The following is a 24,873-nucleotide window of genomic DNA, read 5'->3' on the forward strand; positions in this document are numbered from 1 at the left end:
CCGCCCGGTCTCTCCTAGCGAACCTTTGGAAACGCGTCGCCGGCCGGCGCGTTGGCCCAACTCTGCAAGGTCTGGCCGCCGTCGATCAGCCAGTCGACGCCGGTGACGTGCCTTGCCTCGTCCGAGGCGAGGAAAGCCACCGCCGCAGCGACATCGTCCGGCTGGCCGATGCGGCGCAACGGAATCCGGTCGGCGAAATGCTGGACGCTGCTCTTGAAATCGCCCTCGCCGGAAGCAGGCACGCCGAGCGTCGTCTCGATGACACCCGGACAGATGGCGTTGACGCGGATGCCGTAGGGCGCGGCATCGAGCGCCGCGACCCGCGTCAGTCCGACGACGCCGTGTTTCGACGCGACATAGCCGGCGCCGCCTGACAGGACGTCCCACCCGGCCATCGACGACCCCATATTGACGATCGAGCCGCCGGTTCCGGCCTTGATCATGGCCCGGAGCGATGCCTGCAGGACGAGGAAGATACCGCGCAAATTGATGCGGATGATGGCGTCCCAATCCTCCACCGGCAGCTCGTGCACGGGAGCAATGACACCGGAAATCCCGGCATTGTTGAACACCACATTCAGTCCGCCGAAGGCCTCGACGGCCGTTTCAACGGCGCCGCGCACGCTGTTCTCGTCGGTGACGTCGGCCTCGATGGCGATGATTTTTTTGCCAAGCGAGCTGGCCAGTTGCCGCGCCGCGGCGCCGTTGCGATCGACGATCGCGACCCGCGCCCCTTCGTCGAGGAAACGCCGGACCGCGGCGCTGCCAATGGCGCCGGCGCCGCCGGTGACGAGGACCTTCTTCTGGTCGAACCGCTTCATCCCTGGATCTCCGGCTTTGGATAGGAACGCCATGAGTGCTGCGGCTCGAAGCCGATCGTTTCGCGCGCATGGCCCGTATCGAGCACCGAACCGAAGCCGGAAATCGGCCGCGACAGGGCGACGCCTGGATAAACGCGGCGCACGAGCGATTCGGTTTCTTCCTCCATGAAGGTGTCGGCGGCGCTGAACAGGACCCGTAGATGGCCACTGCCTTGCCACTCGAGCGCCCGCAGAAAGCCTTGACCGGCATCGCGCGCGTCGAGATAGCTCCACAGGTCGCGGGCACTGTCGGCGGTGGCGCGGCGCGGACCGACGCCGGCGAAGAAGGACTGCGGGGTCTGGATCCACGGCATGCGGATGCTGACGGCTGAAAACGCGCCGCGGCGCACCGCGGCGTCGACGATCTCCTCACCCAGCCATTTCGACAGGCCGTAGGGATCCTGCGCACTGACCGGATGGTTCATATCGACCGGCAGATAAGGCGGAATGACCGTCTTCTCGAAGAAGGGATAGCCGAAGACGCTGAAGGACGAGGCATAGACGAGGCGCCTGGCGCCGGCCACGGCAGCGGCCTCGACGACATTGTAGGCGGTCGCGATGTTGGTCTTGAACACCTCGCCGCCGGCCCGCCCGGTTGGCCGCGGGATCGCCGCCACGTGCACCACGGCATCGCAATCGCGCACCAGCTGCAGGGTCGATCCCAGATCCGTCAGATCGGCGGTGGCGTGCCGCCATGCGGCGCCGGCGGGCGCCACCGCGTCAATGCCCAGCACATCGTGGCCGGCCGCAACCAGGGCCTCGGCCACATGGCGGCCAAGCAGACCACTGGCCCCGGTGACGATTGTCTTCATATCACGGCCCCCGGCCCGGCTAACTTGGCGATTTGAATATCATTGATGGTCTTACAAATCGCGCACATGATTGCCACCCCTTGTCAAGGCCATGTCGCGCCGGACAAATAGCGCATACGCTTGTGCGAGCAGCGTACGCAAGGCCGGCGGTCACGGCTTTGCGTCGAACGGGATTGACTTGGCATCCGCCAGGGTTTTTTGTATGAGCATCAACGATCGACCCAAGGAGATCGCCATGGCCGTGGACGTCTTTTCCTCACACCGGCACGACGACGCGATGCGCCTCGATCCTCACCGTGCGGCGATCGTGGTCATCGATATGGTCAATGAATTCTGCAAGCCCGGCGGGGCCATGGTCCTGCCTGGCTATGAGACGCTGGTCCCACCACAACTGGCTGTCATCGAGGCCGCGCGCGCCGCCGGCGTCCCGGTGATCTGGGTTCACGACGCGCACCGGCCGGGCATGCGCCGCGAGCGCGAATGGGTGAAGCGCACGCCGCATTGCGTGGAAGGAAGCTGGGGACCTGAAATCATCGAGGACCTGGGTGCCCGCGATGATGAGATCCACGTGATCAAGCGCCGCTACTCGGCCTTCTTTCAGACCGACCTCGACCTGACGCTCAAGGACATGCAGGTCGACCAGTTGGTCATCTTCGGCGTGGTCACCAACATCTGCGTGCGCTCGACCGTCCACGACGCTTTTTTCCAGGGCTATGAAGTGGTGGTGCCGAGCGATTGCTGCGCGGCGACGGGACCGCGCGAGCAGGAAAGCTCGCTCTACGATATAGCGACCCATTTCGGCGTGGTCAGCAGTTCTGCTGATATCGTCGCGGCCCTTCGCGACGGGGCTTCACTGCAGCCGGCTGAAGTTGCGGCTTGAGCCCTGGAGTGAGCAACGTCCAAGACAGGCAACAGGAGTCCGGTTTGACGACCGAAAAGAAATCCGAGAAAGACGCGACACCGAAGCGGCAGCGCGGCAAGGCGGCGCCGCTGAGCCGCGAGCAGGTGCTGCAGCAATACGCGCAGACAGGATACGCGTTGGACCTCCATCCGGCTCACGTCATCCGCAAGGCGCATCAGCGCGCGACGCTGCGGTTCCAGCAGGTGATGGCGGGCGAAGACCTTTCGCCGACCCAGTTCGCCGCGCTTGCCACGATCCTCAAACATGGCGAGGTCTCGCAGAACCACCTCGGCCGGCTGACGGCGATGGACCCCTCGACCATCAGCATCGTGATGCGCAAGCTGCTCAAGCACGGACTGATCACGCGCAGCGCCTCCGACACCGACCAGCGCCTGTCGATGATCGCTCTGACCGAGAAGGGGACCGAGTATACGCTCGAACGGCTTGAACGCAGCGTCGAAGTCGGGCGCCGCTTCCTGTCGCCGCTTTCACCCGCCGAGCAGGCGACGTTGCTCCGCCTGCTCACGCGCATCAATGACGACGATCCATCGAATGGCGACAGCGGCAAATAGGCCGCGTCGGGACCTTCCATACCAGCAGAAGTGAGAACCGATGTCGTCCGACCCCAAGTCGTCTGCCAACACGCTCGTCGTCCGCAATATCGGCCTGATGCTGAGCGGTGACCTCGGCCGACCGATCCTCGAGGCCGACACCATTGTCGTTGCCGACGGGCGCATTTCCGCCATCGGCAAGGCAAGCGAGGTCGACAGCGGCAATGCGGCGACGATCATCGACGCGATGGGCTGCGCCGTGGCGCCGGGGCTCATCGACAACCATGTCCATCCGGTCGCGGGCGATTGGACGCCGCGGCAAAACCAGATCGGCTGGATGGACTCGACCGTTCATGGCGGCGTCGCCACGATCATTTCGGCGGGAGAGGTCCACACACCGGGCCGCCCGCGCGACCTGGTCGGGCTGAAGGCGCTGGCGATCGCGGCGCAGAGGACCTTCTCCAACTTCCGGCCCAACGGCATGAAGATCCTGGCCGGCGCTCCCATACTGGAACCAGGCCTGGTCGAGGAGGATTTCCGCGCCCTCGCCGAGGCCGGCGTGACGCTCGTCGGCGAGGTCGGGCTCGGCGGCGTCAAGGATGGTCCGACCGGCCGCCAGATGATCGGCTGGGCGCGCAAATACGGCATGACTTCGATGACCCATACGGGCGGCCCATCCCTGCCCGGATCCGGCCGCATCGGCGCCGATGTCGTGCTGGAGGTCGATGCGGACATCGTGGCTCACGTCAATGGCGGACCGACGGCACTGCCGGAAGCCGAGATCCGGCAGATCTGCGAGAACGGCTCGCGCGCGCTGGAAATCGTCCACAACGGCAATCTGCGCACCGGCCTGTTCGTGCTCGAGCTGGCAAGGCAGCGCGGCGAACTTTCGCGCGTCATCCTCGGCACCGACAGCCCGGCCGGATCGGGCGTGCAACCACTCGGCATCCTGAGGACGCTGACGATGCTGGCTTCGCTGGGCGGTATCGCCCCGGAAGTGGCGTTCTGCCTTGCCAGCGGCAACACGGCGCGCGTGCGCGGACTGGCTGACCGCGGCATCATCGAGGTCGGCCGCGCCGCCGATCTCATATTCATCGACCAGGCGATCGGCGGCGCCGGTGACGGACTGCTCGACAGCGTGGCGCTCGGCAATTTGCCGGGCATCGGCATGGTGATCATCGACGGCGAGGTGCGAACCGGCCGCAGCCGCAACACCCCGCCGGCGATGCGGGTGCCGGAAGTCAGGGCGGCGTAGCGGCAGCCACCTGCGAACGCATCAACTTACGCCGTCCTTGCCGACGATCTTGTCCTTGGTCAGCCCGCCGACACGGGGATGCGGCCTGCCGGAATCGGTGACGGCGATGGCGACGACGATCTCGTCGGCACGCGGTGCATCGGGAACGCGAACCTCCATGCCGTCGAAATGGCTGCGCACCCGCGCCGCGTCCTTGTGGCCGAGCGGAATGTCGAGCGGCACGCCGAGACCGCCACGCTTCTTCGATGAGGGGATGAGCGCGGCGCCCTTGCCGAGCACATCGCGGAACGGGGCGCCGAGCGTTGGATGAAGGATGGCGGCGGCGTGTTCAAGCTCGCCATCGGCGCCGACGGCGGCGGCTTTGCCGAAGCTCTCGACCTGGTCGCCGCCAATGCCTAGGGCCGCGACGGCCCGTCTGGGCAAGATGTCGCCCAACGCCTCGCCAACGACACTCAGCGCAGACAAATCCTCGACAAAAGTGCCGGCATAGGGGTTACGGATCACCGCGATCGCCGCGGCGCGACGCGTTGGCGGATCGACGGGGCGGCCACCTTCGATCCGGGTTTCCTCGACGATGGTGATAATGCGGCGGATTTCCGGGCTCATCGCAATCCGTCCTCGCCCTTGATATCGGCCGCAGCCAGGCCACCGACCCGTGCGTGAACACGCGCCCCGGTCGTCATCGCCAGGATGACAGCCATCTCGTCGCTGCGCGGCGCATCGCCGACGCCGATCTCGATGGCGTCGAAATGGCTACGCACATAGGAGGCGTTTATGTGCGTTATCGGAATGTCGATGCGCGTTCCCGGGCCACCGACCTTCTTGGTCGACGGTACGATAGCCCTGGCGTTGCCGAGAAGTTCGCGCATCGCGTAGCCGCCCGGATTGTGCCAGAGCGCACCGTGTTCGAGCTCGCCGGCGGCGCCGACGACGGCACCCTTGCCATAGCCTTCGATGGCTGAAACCCCCTCGCCCATGGCGTCGATCAGGCGCCGGGCCATGTCGAGGCCGAGCGGCTTCAGATCCTCCATGAATCCGGTGATCTCTTCCACGTAGCGTCCGGCAAACGGGTTGGCGATGACGGCCACGATCGCGCCGCGCTTGGGCGGGCGCGCCGCGAGGGGGCCGCCCTCATGGAAGATCTCTTCGACCTGAACCAGAAATTTCCTGACCGCAACAGCCGGCATGGCGCGTTTCCTTCGTCCCGTCGTTCTGATGAAACTCGTTAGAGTATCAACAATTATGCATCGCCGATATTTGTCAAGCGTCGACGGGGACCATGCGGACAAAGCGGTGAGAAAACTGCACCGGAGGACGATTGACAGCCTGTTTGGCCGCTCATAAACTCATATGACCATCAACGAACTCGCCAGTGCTCGGCGATATATGGGGATGGTCAAGGCGTGGCTTCAAAAGCTGAAAAAAGCTGAAGGGGAATGACATGACAAGGGCGCTCAAGAGTTTGTTTCTGGCCGGCACGATGCTTGCCGTTTCGTTGGGATCGGCCGCCGCACAGTCCAAGGTTTCCGTGGCCGCCATCTCGGGATATTTCGCACAGGGCTTCGGCGTTTCGATCGTCAACGGCCTCAACAAGGCCAAGACCGATTTCGGCATAGACCTCAAGCTGGTCGACACCGGCAATCGTGCCCTCGACTATGAGGAGCAGTTCGAAAACCTCGCTAAGGGCAAGCAGTACGACCTCATCTTCGTGATGGGCTGGGAGCTGGTGGACTCGTTGCAGAAGGTCAGCAAGGAATATCCCGACCAGCGCTTCGTGTTCATCGACGGCGTGCTCGACAATCCCAACATGATCTACGCCAACTTCGCCGAGGAGCAGGGTTCGTTCGTCGCCGGCGCGCTGGCCGGCATGATCGAAGCCAAGGGCAGTGAATTTCCCAAGATCGGCGACGGCAAGGCAATCGGTTTCGTCGGCGGCCGCGATATCCCGGTGATCCGCAACTTCCTCGGCGGCTACGAGCAGGGCGCAAAATATGCCGCGCCCGATGTGAAGGTGAATTCCGTGTTCGCCGGAACCTTCGACGACCCGGCCAAGGGCAGCGAACTTGCCCAGGCGCTTTACGGCCAGGGTTCCGACATCGTCTACAACGTTGCCGGCCCGACAGGTGAAGGCGTGATGCAGGCAAGCGCCGCAGCCGACAAATATTCGATCGGCGTCGATATCGACATGTGCGGCACGGCTCCCGGGAATGTGCTCGGCAGCATGTTGAAGCGGGGCGACATCGCGGTCTACACGCTGATCAAGGACGAGGTCGGGGGCCACAAGGTGACCGCCGGCACCCGCACGTTCGATCTCGCTTCGGGCGGTGTCGAGTTCAAGGTGTGCGACGATATCGCCCCCAAGATCCCGGCGGACGTGACCGCCAAGCTGGAAGACATCAAAAAGGGCATCGTCGACGGCAAGATCGCGATCACCAAGGCGAAATAGGCCAGCAACAGCGCATCACTCCCAAGAAAGCGCTACGCTGATCCGTCGCGGCTTGCCGCGACGGATCAGCGTCCAGTTTATGAGAGCCCCCAATCTGGGAGAGCATCGTGTCGAACGCGCCGGGGTCACCGCCCCTCCACAGCACCTCCGCGATGGCCGTCGAGCTGGCTGCCATCACCAAGCGTTTCGGCGCCTTCATCGCCAATGACGGCATCGACCTGGCCGTGCGCCGTGGCGAAATTCACGCCATCATCGGCGAGAACGGCGCCGGCAAGACGACGCTGATGAACATCCTGTTCGGCCTGCTCCAGCCGGACGAGGGCTCGATCCAGTTGAATGGCGAGACGACCGTGGTCGCCGATCCGGCCGCCGCCATCAAAGCCGGGCTCGGCATGGTGCACCAGCATTTCAAGCTGGTGCCTTCGCTCTCTGTCGCCGACAACGTCTTTCTCGGCATGGAAATCCGCCGTCATGGATTGATCGACCATGCCGCCCAGATCGAACGCACACGCGATCTGTCGAAGCGTTTCGGGCTGCATGTCGACCCGACCGAGCGCGTCGGACTGCTCTCGGTCGGCATCGAGCAGCGCATCGAAATCCTCAAGGTTCTGGTGCGCGGCGCCCGCACCATCATCCTCGACGAGCCGACCGCCGTGCTGACGCCGCAGGAGAGCCGTGAGCTGTTCCAGACACTGCGCAGTTTCGTGGCCGAAGGCATGACGGTGATCTTCATCTCGCACCATCTGGAAGAGGTGATGGAGGTGTCCGACACGGTGACGGTGCTGCGCAACGGCAGGAAGGTGGCAACCCGTCCGACATCGGAACTCAGCAAGGACGAGCTGGTGCGCATGATGGTCGGCCGCGAGGTCAGTTTCGACCGCCGGCCGCGCGCGGCGCTTGACGGCGACATCGTGCTGGACGTCAAGGATCTGTGGGCGCGTGACGACCGCCGGCTGCCGGCTGTTCGCGGCGCCAGTTTCACCGTTTGCGCCGGCGAAGTGGTGGGAATCGCCGGCGTGGCCGGCAATGGGCAGACGGAGCTGGCGGAGGTGCTTTCCGGCCTGCGGCCGGCAAGCCATGGCGCGGCCTGGCTGAAAGGCCAGGACCTCACCATGCTCTCCCCCGCCGCGATCCGCGAGGCCGGCCTTGCTCATGTTCCGGGCGACCGCATGGTGCGCGGGGTCGACCGCAATGCGTCGATCGCGGCAAACACGCTAATGGGCCGCCAGCATCGTGCACCGTGGAGCCGCGGCGGCGTGCTGGACTGGAAGGCGATCGCCGGGAATGCCGGAGGGCTGATCAAGAGCTTCGATATTCGCGCGCAAGGGTCGGGCGATCCCGTCAAGCGGCTGTCGGGCGGCAATATCCAGAAGGTCGTGCTGGCGCGCGAATTCACCAATGGTGCCGACTTCCTGCTGATCGATCAGCCGACGCGCGGCGTCGACATCGGCGCCCAGGAGGCCATCCATGACGAGATCATGCGCCAGCGCGCGGCCGGCCGTGCGATCCTTCTGATTTCCGTGCAGCTTGATGAGCTGGCGGCGCTTGCCGATCGCATCCTGGTGATGTTCAACGGGCGGATCATGGGCGAAGTCGCCGGTGATGATGCCGACGAGGACCGTATCGGCATGATGATGGCGGGCGTATCGCCTGAGCTGGAGCCCGCATGATGAGCGACCGCTTGCGCGCCTTTTCCGGTCAGATCATCGCCATCGGCGTTGCCTTGCTGCTGGGAGCCATCATCATCCTCATGGTCGGCGAAAGCCCGATCCGTGTCTTGATGACGCTGCTGCGCGGCGCTTTCGGCGACCAGGAGAAAATTGCCGGTACCTTGCTGCAGACGACACCGATCCTGATCTGTGGCGTCGCCGCCTGCATCGGGCTGCGCGGCGGCATGTTCAATGTCGGCATCGAGGGCCAGCTTTTCCTGGGCGGATTTGCCGCCGCCTGGGTCGGCTTCAGCTTTTCCCTGCCGGCGGGCATCCATACACTGGCTGCGTTGGCGCTCGCGATCGTCGCGGGTGCCGCCTGGGTCGCCATCCCCGCCTATTTCCGCGCCCGCTACAACACCAACGAAGTGGTCTCGACAATCCTGTCGAACTACATCGCCGTTCTGCTCACCTCCTATTTCACCATCTTCCTGTTCAAGCGGCCCGGCGGCTGGTCGGAGACACCGCCGATCCTGGCGACGGCCTATCTGCCGGAGATTTTTTCATTCTCGCGGCTGAACTGGGGACTTGCGATCGGCCTGCTGCTGGCGGTCGGCGTCGCGCTGGTCTTCCGCTACACCAGTTGGGGCTACGGCGTGACCATGGTCGGTTCGGCGCCGAAATTCGCCGAATATGGCGGCGTCAACGTGAAACGCCAGGGCTTCGTGGTCCTGCTGCTTTCGGGCGCCGTCGGCGGACTGGCCGGTGGTGTCGAGACTCTCGGCGTGCATCACCGGTTCATGGAAGGCTTTGCTCCTGGCTTCGGCTTCGACGGGCTGATCGCCGCCCTGCTCGCCAACGGCTCGCCGGTTGCCACCATCGTCACGGCGCTGTTCTTTGGCGCGCTGCGCAGCGGGTCGCTGCTGCTCGAGGTCGATACCAGCGCGTCACGCGAAATCATCACCGTGATCCAGGCTCTGATCATCCTCAGCGTATCGGCGCAGGTTCTGATCAAGCGCCGCGGCGACAGCCAGGCGGGGGAGCGGCGATGGAAATTCTAGATAAGCTCATCAACGTCGCGCTGATCGCGGCGACGCTGCGCACCACCGCGCCCATTCTCCTGGTCGCTCTCGGCGGGTCGTTCACCACCAAGGCCGGCATCTTCAACATCGGTCTAGAGGGACAGATGCTGGCCGGCGCCTTCTTCGCCGTCATCGGCTCGATCTGGACGGGTTCGGCCTTCGCGGGTGTCGCCTGCGGTGTCGCCGCGGCACTTGCCTTCGCGCTCGCCTTTGCCGTTTTGGTGGTGACCTTCCGGGCCAATGAAGTGGTCGTCGGGCTGGCGCTCAACATCCTTGCCGGCGGCATGACGATCTCGCTGATGAAAGCGATTTTCGGCACGCGCGGATCGATCGTCGGTCACGGCATTGTCGGCCTGCCCAAGGTGCAGATACCCGGCGCGCAGGCACTGCTCGGCTCATGGGCGCCGCTGATCTCGGGGTTCACGCCGATCGTCTATGTCGCGTTCATCGCGGTGCCGCTGCTGGTGCTGTTCTACAACCGCACCCGGCTCGGGCTCTATATCCGCGTCGTCGGCGAAAAGCCCGAGGCGGCCGAGGCGCTCGGCATCTCGATCACCCGCGTCCGCTACATCGCCTCGCTGCTGTGCGGATTGCTGGCGGGACTGGCCGGCGCGCATCTGTCGCTCGGCTACATCACCATGTTCACCGAGAACATGTCGTCGGGTCGCGGCTTCATGGCGGTGGCGATCCTGATCTTCTCCAACGGCGATCCGCTCAAGGTGCTGGCCGGCTGCCTGCTGTTCGGCTTCGCCGACGCCTTCTCGCTGCGCCTGCAGACCTTCGGATTTCCGTCGTATCTGGTGCTGACCGTGCCTTATGTCGTGGCACTGACCGCGCTGTTCGCGCTGTCCTACCGGGCACGGCCAAAGATCATCAAGGAGACGCTGGCGTCGATGCAGAAACTCTTGTCGGCGGACAGGAACAGCGCCGCGGTCGACAAAAATCCGCAATGAAGGAACTCTCATGGAACGCATAATCCTCGACGTGGATTCCGCCGGCGACGACATTCTGGCCGTGCTGTTTGCCGCGGCGAACCCGAATGTCCGGCTCGAAGGCGTGACCACCGTGACCGGCGCGGCAGGCCCGATCGAGCAGGTCACCAATGTCGTGCTCAACACGCTGACGCTTGCCGGGCGCGACGACATCCCGGTCCATGCCGGCGCCTGGCGGCCGATCGTCGGCAATGCCAAGGCCGACATGGAGGCGCCGGTCCATTTCGAGAAGCGGCTCGTTGCCCGCTTCGGCGACCGGCTGAAGAAGTTCAACCCGCCGGCGCCGACCCCGTCGCGCCAGGCGACGCCGGGACATGCCGTCGATTTCATCATCGATACGGTAATGGCCAATCCGGGCGAGATCACGCTGGTGACCACAGGCCCATTGACCAATGCGGCGATGGCGCTGCTGCAGGAGCCGCGCCTGACCGGCGCGCTGAAGCGGCTCATGGTGCTGGGCGGCAACTTCCAGACGCCCGGCAACATCACGCCGCTGTCGGAATACAACATATGGGCAGATCCTGAGGCCTCGCGCATCGTGCTCAACGCCGACGTCGACAAGATCCTGGTGCCGCTCGATATCTGCGAGGACAACCGCGTCGCCGCCTCGATGCTGACGCGCGACGACATCGCCGACATGCAGGCCGTGGCGCGGAAGAATGCCGTCCTGGACATGATCACCGACAGCTTTCCGATCTACATCGACATCTGGCGCGAGTTCTTCGACCTCGTCGGCTTCCCGATGGATGACGTCATCACCGTGGCGCTGGCCTTCGATCCGGCCCTGGCCACGATGACCGAACCGCTCTTCGTCGACGTCGTACTGGACGGGCGCCTCGCGCGCGGACAGACGGTTGCCCATCGCGGCCGGCAGCTGCTGCCCGGCGGCGGACCGAAGACCACGCGCATCTGCACCGATCTCGACGGCCGCCGCTTCCTGAACATCTTCAAGCAAACCATCGCGCGCTACGAACAAGCGGCGTGAGGACCGATAGAATGACCATTGCAACTCCCATCCTGTTCGACTGCGATCCCGGCCATGACGACGCCATTGCGCTGGTCATGGCGCATCGCTCGCCGGCTATCGAACTCGTCGGCGTCACCACGACATGCGGCAATGCCGAGGTCGAGAAAACGACCGCCAACGCCTTGCGCATCCTGGAGTACATCGGCGCCGGCGACGTGCCGGTCGCGCGGGGGTGTCACCGTCCGCTGGCGCGGCCGCTGGTCCTCGGCACCGCCGACGGCCCGAGCGGCCTCGAGGGCTCGCCCTATCTGCCGCAGGCCACGATCAAGCCGGTCGACCGGCACGCCGTCGATTTCCTGGCCGACAAGCTCCGCGCCGCGCCCGAGCCGATCCTGGTCGTCGCCACGGGACCGCTGACCAATATCGGCCTGATGATCCTCAAGCATCGCGATGTGCTGTCTAAGATCAAGGAACTGATCTGGATGGGCGGTGTGTTCTACCGCAAGAGCGAGATCATCACGCCGACGGAATTCAATGCCTTCTGCGACCCGGAGGCTCTGAAGATCGTGCTGGACAGCGGCGTGCCGATCCTGATGGTCGGCCTCGACGTCACCATGCAGGTGCTGATCGAGCCGCCGCAATATGCCGAGCTTGCCACGATCGACACGCCGCTCGGCAAGCTCGTCAACGACTGGCTGCTGTTCTACGAGAAGCTGCACCGCAACTCGATGGGCGTCGGCGGCGCCATGCACGACCCGTTGGCTCTGGCGCTGGCCATCGACCCGACACTGGTGCGCACGCGCCCGGCTCATATCGGCGTCGATCTGTCGGGCACCTATGCGTTCGGCGCGACGGTTGCCGATTTCTGGGGCGAGCGCGGTGAAAAGGACAATGCGCGTATCGCCTGTGAGGTCGACGCGGACCGTTTCTTCAAGCTGATGTTCGACCTGCTGCGGGGTTAGACTTCAGACTTCAGCATCCAACAATCTGCGGGCGTGCCATCTCAGATGGTCGTCCATGAATGTCGAAATGAAGAAATACGAGTGATCGTAGCCGTCCTGCATGCGCAGCGTCAGCGCAATGCCGGCCTTGGCGCAGGCCGCTTCCAGGAGCCAGGGCCTCAGTCCGTCGTCGAGAAATCCATCCGATGTCCCTTGGTCGACGAAAAACTCGGCGAAGCGGTGGCCATCCTCGATGAGCAAGGTGGCATCGTAGCGCCGCCATGATTTCTCGTCGGAACCGAGATATTTTTCGAAGGCCGGCTTCGACCAGCCGGCGGTGCTGGGCTGTACGATCGCCGCGAAGGCCGAGCAGCTCTTGAAGCGTTCGGGATTCTTCAGCGCGATGGTCAATGCGCCATGTCCACCCATCGAGTGGCCGAAGATCGCCTGACGCGTCATGTCGGCCGGAAATTCCGCCGCGATCAGCGCCGGCAATTCCTGGGTGACATAGGAATACATGCGATAATTACTGGCATAGGGTTCCTGCGTGGCATCGAGATAGAAGCCGGCGCCGCTGCCAAATTGCCAATTGTCCTTCTCGTCGGGAATATCGGCGCCGCGCGGACTGGTGTCGGGACAGACGACGATCAGGCCGAGCTCGGCGGCCATGCGCCTGTACTCTCCCTTGTCCATGACATTGGCGTGGGTGCAGGTGAGACCGGAGAGGTACCATACGACAGGGCAAGGTCTTTCACGGGCCTGCGGCGGCACGAAGACGGCAAACGTCATGTCGCAGGCGCAGACTTCCGAAGGGTGGGAATAGACGCCCTGCACGCCGCCATGCGACCTAGCAGCGGAGATGATCTTCATCCGATCCGACATGTGTTCTTCTCCGCCAACGGAAACCGTGATTCACCGCCGCTTGTCTACGGCATCGGCTGGGACCACGGCAACCTTGACGGATTGGACATTTGGATTGCTGGCTACGTCCGATTTCTACCCGGACGGCCAAGAGGTTCAGGTAGCCCCTGGAAGTCGCCCCACCGCGCGCCTGACGAGGTTGGCGCGCGGGATATATATTCCGGAGCACGCTACTCGGCGGCGATCCTGGCGCGCTGCCTGCCGAAGAGCGCCAGGCCGACATCGTCAACCGCAAGGCCGACGCGGCTCCGGATCGCTTCGGATGCCAGCACGCCGTCGACGAAATCCTTCTCCGAGGCGTAGACGGCCGTCGGCAGCGCAAAGGCTTCAAAGAAGCCGAACAGCGGCCGCAGCTGATGCTCGACGATCAGCGCATGGCGGTCGCCGCCGCCGGTCGCCGCCAATAGCACCGGCTTGCCCCTCAGGGCCGCCGGATCGACGAGATCGAAGAAATGCTTGAACAGACCGGTATAGCTGCCCTTGTAGGTGGGCGAGCCGACCACCAGGACATCGGCGGCCAGGATCCGCTCGAGAATGGCGCGGGCCTGTCCATCCAGGTCGCGCGTCCCCTTGGCGCTGCCAAGACTGGGACCGAGATCGACGATGTCATGAGTGCTGGCGGAGAGTCCGTATCGCCCGGCAATCTCCGTCACGATATGGTCCACGAAGCCGCGGGTCTTGGAGGGCCGCGTGAAATTGCCGGAGAAGCCGACAATGGCCGGATTGGTCATGATGGACGCCTTGTTGTATGTTCGAACCGGTGTGCCAGAATGTCCATAGTTTTTATAGACATTGATGTCGAACGAAAGGAATTGACGATCACTGTAGGACGAAACCGGAGAAGATTTTTCTTCCCGGGACGCGCTGAAGAAGAAGCATGGCGGTGTCTGGCAGCACGCGCATCAATCGGCTCGACGGGATTGCCTGCGAGGGCGAGCCCGGCCATGAAGCGGCCCGGCAGGCACGGAAGTGTATGGCCATGCTCTCATTCCTAAAAGACTGCCTCCCGAATTGGCCGCCCGGGAGATGACTATCCCGCGACCCGCACAATGAGCTTGCCGAAATTCTTTCCCTCGAGAAGCCCCAGAAAAGCTTGCGGCGCATTCCCTATACCGTCCACGATATCTTCCCGGTACCGCACACGCCCGGACGCTATCCATTCGGCCATCTCGCGATAGAAGGCTGGACGTTGATCGACAAATTTGCGCTGGATGAAGCCCCTTATCGTCAGGCTGCGATGCAGCACCTGCTGCATCAGCGCCGGAAGCCGGTCGGCGCCGGAATCCGCAGGGATGTTGTACTGCGCGATCAACCCGCAGACCGGAACGCGCGCGAACTCGTTGAGCAGCGGAAACACCACATCCCAGACCGGACCGCCGACATTCTCGAAATAGACGTCGATGCCTCCGGGACAGGCAACCTTCAGTTGCTCGGCAAAATTTTCGGCATGGTGGTCCACGACCGCGTCGAAGCCGAGCTCCTGCCGCACGAAAGCACATTTTTCGGGGCCGCCGGCAATGCCGACCGCACGAGCCCCCTTGATGCGCGCGATCTGGCCGACGGCCGATCCGACCGCGCCGCTGGCGGCCGCCACGACCACGGTCTCGCCGGCTTTTGGCCGTCCTATGGTGAGCAGGCCGGCATAGGCGGTGAAGCCTGGCATGCCGAGCACTCCGAGGGCGGTGGTGACGGGCGCCGCCGCTGGTTCGAGCTTGCGCAGCCCGACGCCGTCGGAAACGGCAAAGCTCTGCCATCCCGAGTGAGACAGCACGATATCGACCTCGGCGAAGCCGGCATGGCGGGATTTGACGACACGCGCCACCGTGCCGCCCTCCATCACGCCGTCGATCTCGACCGGCTTGGCGTAGGACCTGGCGGCGTTCATGCGGCCGCGCATATACGGATCAAGCGACAGATAGAGGATCTGCAACAGCAGTTCGCCCTCGCCCGGCTCGCCGATGGCGACGGACTCGACGCGGAAATCGCTCTGCTTGGGCCGCCCTTGCGGCCGCGCCGCGAGCACGATGCGGGTGTTCGTCAGCGTCGACATTGCATAGCTCTCCCCGGATGACGTTCTACGCAAAGAACCTGTTGGGAGGCCGCCTCAGGCCGAGATTCTCCCGCAGCGTCGATCCTTCATACTGCGTCCTGAATATGCCCCGCCGCTGCAGTTCAGGCACGACCTTGCCGACAAAATCGTCAAGTCCGGCTGGCAGATAGGGAAACATGACGTTGAACCCGTCGGAACCCTCGGCGATGAGCCATTCCTCCATGTCGTCGGCGATGGTCCCTGGCGTGCCGACGAAGGCAAGGCCGGAATAGCCGCCCAGCCTTTGCGCGAGCTGCCTGACGGTGAGCTTCTCCTGGCGCGCCAGTTCGATGACGCGCTCGCGGCCGCTCCTGCTGGCGTTGGTTTCGGGAATGTCCGGCAGGTGCGCGTCCGGGTCGAAGCCGGATGCGTCATGTCCGAGCGCGATCGACAGCGAGGCGATGCCGCTTTCGTAATAGACGAGGCTGTCGAGCCTGGCCCGCTTGGCCTGTGCTTCCTCGGCGCTGTCGCCGACGATGACGAAGGCGCCGGGCAGGATCTTGATGTCGTCGCGCGAGCGGCCGAGTTTCTGCGCCCGGCCCTTGACGTCGGCAAAGAAACGCTGCCCGGCGGCGAGGTCGGCATGGGCGGCGAAGATGACCTCCGCCGTCTCGGCCGCCAGTTGCCGTCCGGCTTCCGACGCGCCGGCCTGGACAATGACCGGCCAGCCCTGCACCGGGCGGGCGATGTTGAGGGGGCCCCGCACCGAAAGATGCTCGCCCTTGTGATCCAGCACATGCAGCCGGGCCGGGTCGAAATAGAGCCCGCTCTCAGGATCGCGGATGAAGGCGTCGTCGGCAAAGCTGTCCCACAGCCCGGTCACGACATCGTGGAACTCCCGCGCCCGCCGGTAACGCTCGTCATGCTCGACATGTTCGTCGAGACCGAAGTTCAGCGCCGCGTCGGGATTGGACGTGGTGACGATGTTCCAGCCGGCGCGGCCGCCACTGATATGATCGAGCGAGGCGAAGCGGCGCGCGACATGATAGGGCGCGTCGAAGGTCGTGGATGCCGTGGCGACCAGCCCGATATGATCGGTGACGGCGGCCAGCGCCGACAGCAGCGTGAATGGCTCGAACGACGTTGCCGTATGGCTGCGCCGGAGCGCTTCGATCGGCATGTTGAGCACTGCCAGATGATCGGCCATGAAGAAGGCATCGAACTTCGCCGCCTCAAGCGTCTGGGCGAAGCGCTTCAGATGGGCAAAATTGAAATTGGCGTCCGGATAGGCACCAGGATAGCGCCAGGCGCCTGTGTGCAAACTGACCGGGCGCATGAACGCACCGAGCCGCAGCTGCTTTTTATGTGTCATGGGCTGGGCACCCCGAGTGGCATTGAGTAATCGGCCGAAGTTCCGGCATGGCGGGATTGACCGCGATCCGCCGGAACTTCAGTTCAGTCGGCGACCTGCTATGCCGCCGTCGGATAGTCCGTGTATCCCTTCGAACTGCCCCGTAGAACGTATTGCTGTCTGGTGCGTTGAGCGCGATGCCTTGCTGTAATCTGCCTACGAGATCGGGATTGGCGATGAACAATTTTCCGAAAGCGACCAGATCGGCACGCCCCTCCCCGACCGCAGCTTCCGCGAGTTCCCTGTCATAGCCATTGTTGACCAGCCAGGCGCCGGCGCCGCCCGCATCGCGATAGGCCGCCTTGAAAGCGGCATAGTTGAACGGCCGCTCGCCTTGCTGGAAATCGCGGGCCCCACCGGTCGCGCCTTCAATGACGTGAATATAGGCCAATCCATGGCGGCCGAGTCTCCTGGCCACGTATTCGAACAACGGCTGAGGTTCGGGATCGGAGGAGTCATTGGCCGGCGTCACCGGCGAGAGCCTAATGCCGGTCCGCCCGGCGCCGACTTCCCCGACGACCGCCTCCACCACCTCGAACAGGAAGCGGGCACGGTTCTCGATCGGACCGCCATACGCATCGGTCCGATTATTGCTGCCCGAACGCAGGAACTGGTCGAGAAGATAGCCATTGGCCGCGTGGATCTCGACGCCGTCGAAACCGGCGACCTCGATTGCCGCTTTCGCCGCGCGCCGGAAGTCTTGCACGATACCCTGGATCTCGCCTTCCTCCAGCGCCCGCGGCTCGGACGTCTCGGCAAAGCTGCCGCTGCCGTCGGCTCCGACCAGGAAGGTCTTGGATTTCGCGCGGATCGCCGACGGCGCGACGGGCTTGCCGCCACCCGGCTGCAGCGATGTGTGCGAAATCCGACCGACGTGCCAGAGCTGAACGACGATCTTGCCGCCTTCGGCGTGCACTGCGTCGGTGACCTTCTTCCACCCGGCGAGTTGTTCTGGCGCGTAAAGACCCGGCACATTCGCATAGCCCTGGCCCTGATGAGTGATCGCGGTCGCTTCGGTCACGATCAGGCCCGCGGTGGCACGCTGGCGGTAATAGGTGACGGACAGATCCCCTGGAACCGCATTCGGTGAACGATTGCGCGTCAACGGCGCCATGACGATACGGTTGGCGAGGGCGAGGTCGCCAGCCGCTATCGGGTCGAAAAGTGTGGTCATCGGAAGGCCTTTCATACTCAAGCAAATGCAGGTTCAGATATCGGAGAGCGAAGCGCGGAAAGCGGCGATCGTTTCGTCGTTCCGCTTGTAGAAGACCCATTGACCAAGGCGGCGCGTCGTCACCAGATCCGCCGATGAAAGCGTGGCGAGATGGGCCGACACGGTTGATTGCGACAGACCGCAACGTTCGAACTGCCCCGCGCAAACGCCCATGGCCAGCGGATGTTCCTGGCTCGCGAAATGCCTTTCCGGCTCTTTCAACCAGTTCAGCATTTCGCGCCGAACCGGATGGGCCAACGCCTTCAGGATGGCATCGTGATCCATGAGTTCCCTATATATCGCCAGTAGCCGATATTTATATCGCACCTATGCGATCCGTAAGGAACGACATTCTGTTTTTGCCGGCCGATGCGAAACACTTGCCCTGCCGGCACAGCCTGAATGGCAGTTCAAAGGCGTTTGTTCGGAACCTGATCGGCTCGCGGCTGTTTTGCGTTCAGGCAAACACGGAGGCAGCCATGGCACGCGACAGGACCGAATATGAAACCGGCGCACGGAAATATCCCGCCAGGACCGCCCCGGATCCGAGCGACGATTTCTCGCCCGACGCGGCGGGCAACAAGCCGCCGGCAAGCGGAATGGGGCTCACGCGACCGGCGGATCAAACAAATGAGGAAACACATCAGTCCGAAGGGCAGAACCCGTCCGGCAAGGCGACACCCAGCCCTGCAACCGAAAAGACATCCGGTGCAGGCCCGGCGATCTCCGAACACTCGAAGGACGCGAAGTCTCCAAGATCGGGCCGCCAACCCGGCGCCTATGTCAAGGACTGACGCGGGCGGGGCGGCGATACCTTCGACAAGCTTATGCGTCGCGCTGAATTTTCGGTTTGCCGCGCGTTGAACTTTCTTCAGCGAGGAGACAACCATGCAGACGAAATCCCGGACCGCCGGTGAAGCCGCCAAACAGCGCCATATCCAGCGCGGCGTCGATGCCAGGGACAAATCGAAGCGCAACGGCAAGGCGGCGCACGCCATGCAGGCAGGCGCGCGCACCTATCCCGAGCCGCCCTTCCCCAAGCAACATCAGGCCAAACCCGGGCATGAAGCGGCGATCGAACCTGCCCCGCTCTACGATGCTCCCTATTATCTCGGATCAAGGAAACTCGAGGAGAAGGTGGCTCTCATCACCGGCGGCGATTCCGGCATCGGTCGTGCGGTGGCGGTATTGTTCGCCCGTGAAGGCGCCGATATCGCGATCGTCTACCTAGCCGAGGACAGGGACGCCGAAGAGACGAAATCCGCCGTCGAAAAAGAAGGTCGACGCTGCATCCTGATCAAGGCCGACGTCAGCGAACGGCAGGACTGCCACGATGCCGTGGCGGCCACGGTCAAAACATTCGGCCGCATCGACGTGCTGGTCAACAACGCCGCCTTCCAGATCCATTCCAGCGACTTCAGCGACCTGACCGAAGAACATTTCGACACGACGCTGAAGACCAATCTCTATGGCTATTTCCATATGGCACAGGAAGCGGTGCCGCACATGAAGCCGGGCTCGGCGATCGTCAACACCGGTTCGGTTACCGGCATAGACGGCTCGAAGCAACTGGTCGACTATTCGATGACCAAGGGCGGCATCCATGCCTTCACGCGCGCGCTTTCGGGCAATCTCATCGCCAAGGGCATCAGAGTGAACGCGGTCGCGCCTGGCCCGGTGTGGACGCCGCTCAATCCGTCCGACAAGCAAGCCGACGACGTCTCGAAATTCGGCGCGGACACGCCGATGAAACGGCCGGCACAGCCGGAGGAACTGGCTCCGGCCTATGTGTTCCTGGCCTCTCCGCAATGCTCGAGTTACATCACCGGCGAGATCCTGCCGATCGTCGGCGGCTACTGAGGTCATCGCAATGTATTTCATTGCCTTGGCGACCGATTATGACGGGACGCTCGCGCATGACGGGGCTGTCTCCAAGAAGACGCTCGCCGCATTGGAGCGGTTCAAGAAAAGTGGCCGCAAACTGCTTCTGGTCACCGGACGCGAGCTGCCCGACCTCAAGCGCGTGTTTCCCGATGTCGGCCTGTTCGACAAGGTCGTCGCCGAGAACGGTGCCCTGATCTACACCCCGGCGAGCGAGGAGGAGCGGGTGATCTCGCCATCGCCGGAGCCCAAATTCGTCACCAGGTTGAAAAAGCAGGGGGTGAAGCCACTTTCGGTGGGACGGTCGATCGTCGCCACCTGGGAGCCACATCAGGCGACCGTGCTCGAAGTCATCAAGAAGATGGGGCTCGAGCTCGAAATCATCTTCAACAAGGGCGCGGTGATGATCCTGCCGAGCGGCGTCAACAAAGCCACCGGGCTGGCGGCTGCGCTCGAGGATCTTCGCCTGTCGCCGCACAATGTGGTGGGTATCGGCGACGCCGAGAACGATCATGCCTTCCTGCAGGCCTGCGGCTGCAGCGTTGCGGTCGACAATGCCATTCCCGCGGTCAAGAGCACCGCAAACCTGGTCACGCGCGGCGTACGCGGCAAAGGCGTCGAGGAACTGATCGCCAAGCTGATCGAGCGCGACCACGGGATCGTACCGAGGCGTCATGACGGCATTGTTCTGGGATCGTCCGGTGGCGACGACATCTATCTGTCGCCGACCGAAAGCGTGCTCATCGCCGGCAGTTCGGGCATCGGCAAATCGACCCTGGCCACCGCGCTGACGGAACGCTTCGTCGAGAACCGGTTTCAGTTTTGCGTCTTCGACCCCGAGGGCGATTATGATGGCCTCGAGGGTGCGGTTCGGCTGGGGGACGGATCGAGCGCGCCGACAAAGGCGCAGGTGCTGGATCTGATCGCCAAGGCCGACAGCAATGTCGTCGTCAACGGGCTCGCGCTGCGTGTCAACGAACGGCCTGACTTCTTTGCCGACCTGCTGCCTGGCCTTGGCAGCTTCCGCCGCCGCACCGCCAGACCGCATTGGCTGGTCATCGACGAAGCGCACCATCTTCTTCCGAAGCGGCGCGACGATACGCGCTCCGTGCTCTCCCTGGAACTGCCGGGAACAATCCTGATCACCGTCCATCCCGAAGCGATTTCGACCGACGCCCTGCGCCTGGTTACGGCCGTTATCGCCCTTGGCCCGAAGGCGAAGGACGTGGTGAAGGCCTTCTGCCGCGAGACCGGCATCGAGCCACCGAAGGAGATCCCCACACCCAAGGGCGACCGGGTTCTTTTCTGGCGGCCGCAGGTGCGCAAAAAGCTCACTACGGTCAAGGTGATCGAACCTCGCCAGTCTCTCAAGCGCCACAGCCGCAAATATGCCGAGGGCCAACTCGATGAAACCGGCAGCTTCTATTTCCGCGGTCCCGACGATGCAATGAACCTCAGGGCCCACAATCTGATGATCTTTGCGCAGATGGCCGAAGGCATAGACGACAAGACCTGGGAGTTCCATCTGCGCGCGGGCGACTATTCGAAATGGTTCCGCCACCAGATCAGGGACAAGGACCTTGCCCGCGAAACCGCCGAGGCGGAAAAGGACAGGAAGCTTTCGGCGGAAGAGAGCCGCAAACGGGTGCTCGATGCCGTTCGACGGCGCTACACGGCACCCGCGACGGCGCCTGAGGGGTAGCAGCCAAGCCGCGGTGATGGCGATGTCGGGAACGGCCGGTTCGCCGACCGCGTTGGAACCAGGGCGCCGACCTGACGTTCAACCTCCAGCGAGAAGGAGTAACGATCATGCCACGAGGCGAGAAATCCAAATACACCGACAAGCAGGAACGCAAGGCCGACCATATCGCCGAAGGCTATGAGAAGCGTGGCGTTTCCGACAAGGAAGCCGAGCGACGCGCATGGGCAACGGTCAACAAGGACGATGGTGGCGGCAAGAAGGAAGGTGGCTCCGGGCGTGGCAAGCACACCGGCCATTCAGCTGCGCACAAGGGCGGCAAGAGCGGCGGAAAGGCGTCCGCTTCCCGATCGGCCGCGAGCCGGTCCGAATCGGCAAAGAAGGCGGCGGCGACGCGCAAGAGGAATGCCGAACACCACGCCCATTGATGGGCCACAAGGATCGGAACAGCCGTGAAATCGCGACTGGTCAGCGAAGCCGACAGGCAACGGACATTCGTCGTCGTGCTTGACGCTGGCGAGGAAGCATTCACGGCGCTGACCAGCTTCGCGGCCAAGCACAACATCGGTGGGGCGTCCCTGACGGCGATCGGCGCGTTCCAACGGGCCACGGTCGGCTGGTTCGACCCGGAGACGAAGAGCTATAGAAAGATCCCGATCGACCAACAATGCGAGGTACTGAGCGCGATCGGTGACATCGCGACGGGCGATGACGGCAAGCCCAGTCTTCATGTCCACGCGGTGCTTGGCCTGAGCGACGGCACGACCAAAGGCGGCCATCTGATCGAAGGCACCGTTCGCCCGACACTGGAAGTCACCGTGGTGGAAGTGCCGGGCCATCTGCGGCGCCGCAAGCGCGCCGAGTTCGGTGTGGCTTTGATCGACCTCGGTGCCTGAAGCCGCCGCGAGCTGTCTTGTGGGTGGGGGTTCGCGACGCGACGGCGGCGGCCCGGAGGGCGATGGTGAAGCCAATGACGGACAGGTTTGCCCTCCCCCTGAACACGCCTCCCATGGAGGCCAAGGCTGCTGATGCCCTGCCGGAAGGGGAAGGCCTTTGGCAATACGAGCCCAAATGGGACGGGTTTCGCTGCCTCGCCTTCAAAGGCCACACGGATGTCGACCTGCGCGCGAAATCCGGCAAACCTCTCGGCCGTTACTTCCCGGAGCTCGTCGCCATGCTGCAGCAGGTCGAGGCCGGTAACTTCGTTGTCGATGGCGAAATCGTCGTCGAATTTGAAGGCCGGCTTTCCTTCGACGCCCTGCAGATGCGGCTTCACCCGGCCGAAAGCCGCATCCGCAAGCTGAGCGCGCAAACGCCGGCGCGGCTGATCCTGTTTGACATGCCGGTTGCGCCGGGCGGGACGATCCTGCTTGACGAGCCGTTGTCGAGACGCCGCCGGGCGGTCGAGGGCTTCGTTCAGGAGTGCGCCAAACCCGGCTTGCGGCTCTCGCCAAGCGCGACTGATCCGGCGGCCGCCAGGCGCTGGCTGGAGGGGCCGGCCACGGCCCCACCGATGGCGTGGTCGCCAAATTGCTGGCCGGCCCCTACCGGCCTGGCGAACGCACGATGGTCAAGGTCAAACGGTTGCGTACGGCCGACTGCGTGGTTGGCGGATTTCGCTATCTGGCCGGCAGCAAGGAGGTCGGCTCGCTCCTGCTCGGCCTCTACGATGAAAGCGGCAAACTCGACCATGTCGGCTTTACCTCGACCATCGGCAGGGACGACCGGGCCGGCATCACCCGAAAGCTGGAAAAGCTGCGTGGCGGACCTGGCTTCACCGGCAAGGCGCCAGGAGGACCGAGCCGCTGGAGCACGCAGCGCAGCGGCGAATGGGAGCCCCTGCGGCCTGAACTGGTGGTTGAGGTCCGCTTCGATCACGTTACCGGCGACAGGTTCCGGCATGGCACCAAATTGTTGCGCTGGCGGCCGGACAAGGCGCCGCGTCAGTGCACCATGCGGCAGATCCAGTGACGGAGTTGGCCCCACGGTGGCGCGCGCGCCGAGCCGGAGGCAGCCTCTTTGCGAGACGGCTGGAACAACCGTCCTGATAGCAAGTTGTGCCCCAGCTACACCGCTGGTGGGCTTCACGACAATTGGAGATGACAATCATGGCGACTGCGAAGAAAGCGGCAACGAAGGGCCTTGAAGCCCTGTTCCTCGACGGGCTGAAGGACATTTACTATGCCGAGAAGAAAATCCTGAAGGCGCTGCCGAAGATGGCAAAGGGCGCCGAATCCGAAGACGTTGCGGCGGCGTTCGAGAAACATCTGGCGGAGACCGAGGGCCAGGTCGATCGCCTCGAACAGGTCTTCGAGCTTCTCGACAAGCCGGCACGGGGCAAGACCTGCCCCGCCATCGACGGCATCCTCGAAGAGGGGTCGGAAATCCTCGAGGAATACAAGGGCGCCCCGGCGCTGGACGCCGGGTTGGTTGGCGCGGCGCAGGCCGTCGAACACTACGAGATCGCGCGCTACGGCACGCTGATTGCCTGGGCCGAACAGGTCGGCAAGAGCGATGTGGTCAAGCTCCTCAACGCAACCCTCGAGGAGGAGATGGCGACCGACGAGGCACTTTCCAGCCTTGGCGAGGGCGGCGTCAACGAGCGTGCCCTGGAACAGGCCGCCTAGGTGGCAAGTTTGTGCCCCGGGCGCCAGGCGACCGGGGCAAACTCCTCAGGATTTCGGAGAACGACGATGGACCCCGCAAAACAGAGCAACCCGCGGTGCAGGCCGAAGACACCAGCGAAACCGAACGCCCCGCCATGGAGCAGCAGGACTGGGACGCGCTCGAAGGGGCGAAAATCCTTCCCGACAACGCGGCGGTGGAAGACGAGGCTGAGGGCGACTTGCCCGAGGAAGACGACGACAACCCCTACCAGGAAAGCGACGAGGCATTGCCCGACGATGTCGAGGAGGCGGTCATTTCACGCGATCCTTCGCGGGAAGGCGGCCGCTTCGACGAAGAGTGATCCAAGGACGTGCGCAATCCGGTCAGCCCGCAGCATGCATCGGGGCTCTTCATTCTCATCAGGATTGGGTAACGGCGCCTCGTCGGGCAATCCGTCCGGCTCCGGTTCGCCGATCGGCTCGGGCTTCCAATTGGGAGCTGGCATGGGCACGTCACGGTTGGGATCCGGTTCTCTAGGATGGGACATCAAAATCCTTTTCTCTCGGTTTGCTGGCCGGCAGTGAACCGGGCGGCTTTCGATGAGTGGTGTGACATGCAGAACCCATCCCGATTGCTCGGGACGGGCTCGGTGCCAT

Annotated in this window: 26 protein-coding genes and 2 pseudogenes; 17 read left to right on the forward strand and 11 right to left on the reverse strand. The window is 63.9% G+C overall.

Annotated elements, in window-relative coordinates:
- Nucleotides 1–14: 14 nt before the first annotated feature.
- The gene (locus tag EJ077_RS23965; RefSeq protein WP_208696841.1) at nucleotides 15–821 is read right to left on the reverse strand and encodes an SDR family NAD(P)-dependent oxidoreductase; all 807 of its coding nucleotides are present in this window, start codon (nucleotides 819–821) and stop codon (nucleotides 15–17) included.
- On the reverse strand, nucleotides 818–1,672 hold the full coding sequence (locus tag EJ077_RS23970; RefSeq protein ID WP_208696843.1) for an NAD-dependent epimerase/dehydratase family protein: 855 nt from the start codon (nucleotides 1,670–1,672) through the stop codon (nucleotides 818–820). The genes EJ077_RS23965 and EJ077_RS23970 overlap by 4 nt, the downstream gene beginning before the upstream one ends.
- 235 nt (nucleotides 1,673–1,907) lie before the next feature.
- Between EJ077_RS23970 and EJ077_RS23975 the strand changes: the two genes are divergently transcribed.
- The 3 genes from EJ077_RS23975 to EJ077_RS23985 are packed head-to-tail and all read left to right on the forward strand — an operon-like array spanning nucleotide 1,908 to nucleotide 4,379.
- Complete coding sequence (locus EJ077_RS23975) at nucleotides 1,908–2,552, forward strand: cysteine hydrolase family protein (protein ID WP_208696845.1); 645 nt, start codon at nucleotides 1,908–1,910, stop codon at nucleotides 2,550–2,552.
- 44 nt (nucleotides 2,553–2,596) lie between these two features.
- Nucleotides 2,597–3,145 carry a MarR family winged helix-turn-helix transcriptional regulator gene (locus EJ077_RS23980; RefSeq protein WP_208696847.1) on the forward strand — a complete coding sequence of 183 codons (549 nt, stop codon included), beginning with the start codon at nucleotides 2,597–2,599 and terminating at the stop codon, nucleotides 3,143–3,145.
- A gap of 40 nt (nucleotides 3,146–3,185) precedes the next feature.
- On the forward strand, nucleotides 3,186–4,379 hold the full coding sequence (locus EJ077_RS23985) for an amidohydrolase family protein (protein WP_208696849.1): 1,194 nt from the start codon (nucleotides 3,186–3,188) through the stop codon (nucleotides 4,377–4,379).
- A 21-nt stretch (nucleotides 4,380–4,400) separates the two neighbouring features.
- Here EJ077_RS23985 and EJ077_RS23990 read toward each other — a convergent pair whose 3' ends face one another.
- Both EJ077_RS23990 and EJ077_RS23995 read right to left on the reverse strand, forming a co-directional pair.
- A complete protein-coding gene (locus EJ077_RS23990; protein ID WP_208696851.1) occupies nucleotides 4,401–4,985 on the reverse strand; it encodes an amino acid synthesis family protein in 585 nt (194 codons plus the stop codon).
- A complete protein-coding gene (locus EJ077_RS23995; RefSeq protein WP_208696853.1) occupies nucleotides 4,982–5,566 on the reverse strand; it encodes an amino acid synthesis family protein in 585 nt (194 codons plus the stop codon). Before EJ077_RS23995 ends, EJ077_RS23990 begins: the two co-directional genes overlap by 4 nt.
- A gap of 254 nt (nucleotides 5,567–5,820) precedes the next feature.
- Between EJ077_RS23995 and EJ077_RS24000 the strand changes: the two genes are divergently transcribed.
- The 6 genes from EJ077_RS24000 to EJ077_RS24025 all read left to right on the forward strand — a co-directional run bounded on the left by EJ077_RS24000 (nucleotide 5,821) and on the right by EJ077_RS24025 (nucleotide 12,477).
- Nucleotides 5,821–6,825 carry a BMP family lipoprotein gene (locus EJ077_RS24000; RefSeq protein ID WP_208696854.1) on the forward strand — a complete coding sequence of 335 codons (1,005 nt, stop codon included), beginning with the start codon at nucleotides 5,821–5,823 and terminating at the stop codon, nucleotides 6,823–6,825.
- A gap of 104 nt (nucleotides 6,826–6,929) precedes the next feature.
- Nucleotides 6,930–8,495: an ABC transporter ATP-binding protein gene (locus tag EJ077_RS24005; protein ID WP_208703109.1), complete on the forward strand. Its 1,566-nt coding sequence runs from the start codon at nucleotides 6,930–6,932 to the stop codon at nucleotides 8,493–8,495.
- Nucleotides 8,495–9,535: an ABC transporter permease gene (locus EJ077_RS24010; protein ID WP_208696855.1), complete on the forward strand. Its 1,041-nt coding sequence runs from the start codon at nucleotides 8,495–8,497 to the stop codon at nucleotides 9,533–9,535. The genes EJ077_RS24005 and EJ077_RS24010 overlap by 1 nt, the downstream gene beginning before the upstream one ends.
- Nucleotides 9,523–10,509: an ABC transporter permease gene (locus tag EJ077_RS24015; RefSeq protein WP_208696857.1), complete on the forward strand. Its 987-nt coding sequence runs from the start codon at nucleotides 9,523–9,525 to the stop codon at nucleotides 10,507–10,509. Before EJ077_RS24010 ends, EJ077_RS24015 begins: the two co-directional genes overlap by 13 nt.
- Before the next feature lie 10 nt (nucleotides 10,510–10,519).
- Nucleotides 10,520–11,533, forward strand: a complete 1,014-nt coding sequence (locus EJ077_RS24020) for a nucleoside hydrolase (RefSeq protein ID WP_208696859.1) — start codon at nucleotides 10,520–10,522, stop codon at nucleotides 11,531–11,533.
- Nucleotides 11,534–11,544: 11 nt separating this feature from the next.
- Entirely contained in the window at nucleotides 11,545–12,477 is a 933-nt protein-coding gene (locus tag EJ077_RS24025; protein WP_208696861.1) for a nucleoside hydrolase, read from the forward strand.
- Nucleotides 12,478–12,480: 3 nt separating this feature from the next.
- Here EJ077_RS24025 and fghA read toward each other — a convergent pair whose 3' ends face one another.
- The 6 genes and pseudogenes from fghA to EJ077_RS24055 form a co-directional block, all read right to left on the reverse strand.
- A complete protein-coding gene (gene fghA / locus EJ077_RS24030) occupies nucleotides 12,481–13,338 on the reverse strand; it encodes an S-formylglutathione hydrolase (RefSeq protein ID WP_208696863.1) in 858 nt (285 codons plus the stop codon).
- A gap of 209 nt (nucleotides 13,339–13,547) precedes the next feature.
- Nucleotides 13,548–14,108: an FMN reductase gene (gene msuE, locus EJ077_RS24035; RefSeq protein ID WP_208696865.1), complete on the reverse strand. Its 561-nt coding sequence runs from the start codon at nucleotides 14,106–14,108 to the stop codon at nucleotides 13,548–13,550.
- 299 nt (nucleotides 14,109–14,407) lie between these two features.
- Nucleotides 14,408–15,427 carry an NADP-dependent oxidoreductase gene (locus EJ077_RS24040; protein ID WP_208696867.1) on the reverse strand — a complete coding sequence of 340 codons (1,020 nt, stop codon included), beginning with the start codon at nucleotides 15,425–15,427 and terminating at the stop codon, nucleotides 14,408–14,410.
- Nucleotides 15,428–15,452: 25 nt separating this feature from the next.
- Nucleotides 15,453–16,778 (reverse strand): LLM class flavin-dependent oxidoreductase, encoded by a 1,326-nt coding sequence (locus EJ077_RS24045; RefSeq protein WP_208696869.1) that lies wholly within the window; start codon nucleotides 16,776–16,778, stop codon nucleotides 15,453–15,455.
- 98 nt (nucleotides 16,779–16,876) lie between these two features.
- Nucleotides 16,877–17,991 (reverse strand): annotated as a pseudogene (locus EJ077_RS24050) (alkene reductase).
- A 33-nt stretch (nucleotides 17,992–18,024) separates the two neighbouring features.
- Entirely contained in the window at nucleotides 18,025–18,315 is a 291-nt protein-coding gene (locus EJ077_RS24055; protein WP_208696871.1) for an ArsR/SmtB family transcription factor, read from the reverse strand.
- A gap of 194 nt (nucleotides 18,316–18,509) precedes the next feature.
- Between EJ077_RS24055 and EJ077_RS24060 the strand changes: the two genes are divergently transcribed.
- From EJ077_RS24060 to EJ077_RS24095, 8 genes and pseudogenes are all read left to right on the forward strand, one after another.
- Nucleotides 18,510–18,824: a hypothetical protein gene (locus EJ077_RS24060; protein ID WP_208696873.1), complete on the forward strand. Its 315-nt coding sequence runs from the start codon at nucleotides 18,510–18,512 to the stop codon at nucleotides 18,822–18,824.
- Nucleotides 18,825–18,918: 94 nt separating this feature from the next.
- A complete protein-coding gene (locus tag EJ077_RS24065) occupies nucleotides 18,919–19,890 on the forward strand; it encodes an SDR family oxidoreductase (protein ID WP_208696875.1) in 972 nt (323 codons plus the stop codon).
- Nucleotides 19,891–19,900: 10 nt separating this feature from the next.
- On the forward strand, nucleotides 19,901–21,613 hold the full coding sequence (locus EJ077_RS24070; protein WP_208696878.1) for an HAD-IIB family hydrolase: 1,713 nt from the start codon (nucleotides 19,901–19,903) through the stop codon (nucleotides 21,611–21,613).
- A gap of 107 nt (nucleotides 21,614–21,720) precedes the next feature.
- Nucleotides 21,721–22,038, forward strand: a complete 318-nt coding sequence (locus EJ077_RS24075; RefSeq protein WP_208696880.1) for a plasmid stabilization protein — start codon at nucleotides 21,721–21,723, stop codon at nucleotides 22,036–22,038.
- Between the two features lie 24 nt (nucleotides 22,039–22,062).
- On the forward strand, nucleotides 22,063–22,506 hold the full coding sequence (locus EJ077_RS24080; RefSeq protein WP_208696882.1) for a PPC domain-containing DNA-binding protein: 444 nt from the start codon (nucleotides 22,063–22,065) through the stop codon (nucleotides 22,504–22,506).
- A 74-nt stretch (nucleotides 22,507–22,580) separates the two neighbouring features.
- A pseudogene (locus EJ077_RS24085) lies at nucleotides 22,581–23,581 on the forward strand (ATP-dependent DNA ligase).
- Nucleotides 23,582–23,718: 137 nt separating this feature from the next.
- Nucleotides 23,719–24,237, forward strand: coding sequence for a ferritin-like domain-containing protein (locus EJ077_RS24090; RefSeq protein WP_208696884.1), 519 nt, complete (start codon nucleotides 23,719–23,721; stop codon nucleotides 24,235–24,237).
- Between the two features lie 95 nt (nucleotides 24,238–24,332).
- Nucleotides 24,333–24,578, forward strand: a complete 246-nt coding sequence (locus EJ077_RS24095; protein WP_208696885.1) for a hypothetical protein — start codon at nucleotides 24,333–24,335, stop codon at nucleotides 24,576–24,578.
- Here the strand turns inward: EJ077_RS24095 and EJ077_RS32325 are convergent.
- Nucleotides 24,534–24,764 (reverse strand): hypothetical protein, encoded by a 231-nt coding sequence (locus EJ077_RS32325; protein WP_245458520.1) that lies wholly within the window; start codon nucleotides 24,762–24,764, stop codon nucleotides 24,534–24,536. The two genes, EJ077_RS24095 and EJ077_RS32325, sit on opposite strands and share 45 nt — an antisense overlap.
- Nucleotides 24,765–24,873: the final 109 nt, after the last annotated feature.

The organism is Mesorhizobium sp. M8A.F.Ca.ET.057.01.1.1, assembly GCF_003952565.1.
Classification (GTDB): domain Bacteria; phylum Pseudomonadota; class Alphaproteobacteria; order Rhizobiales; family Rhizobiaceae; genus Mesorhizobium.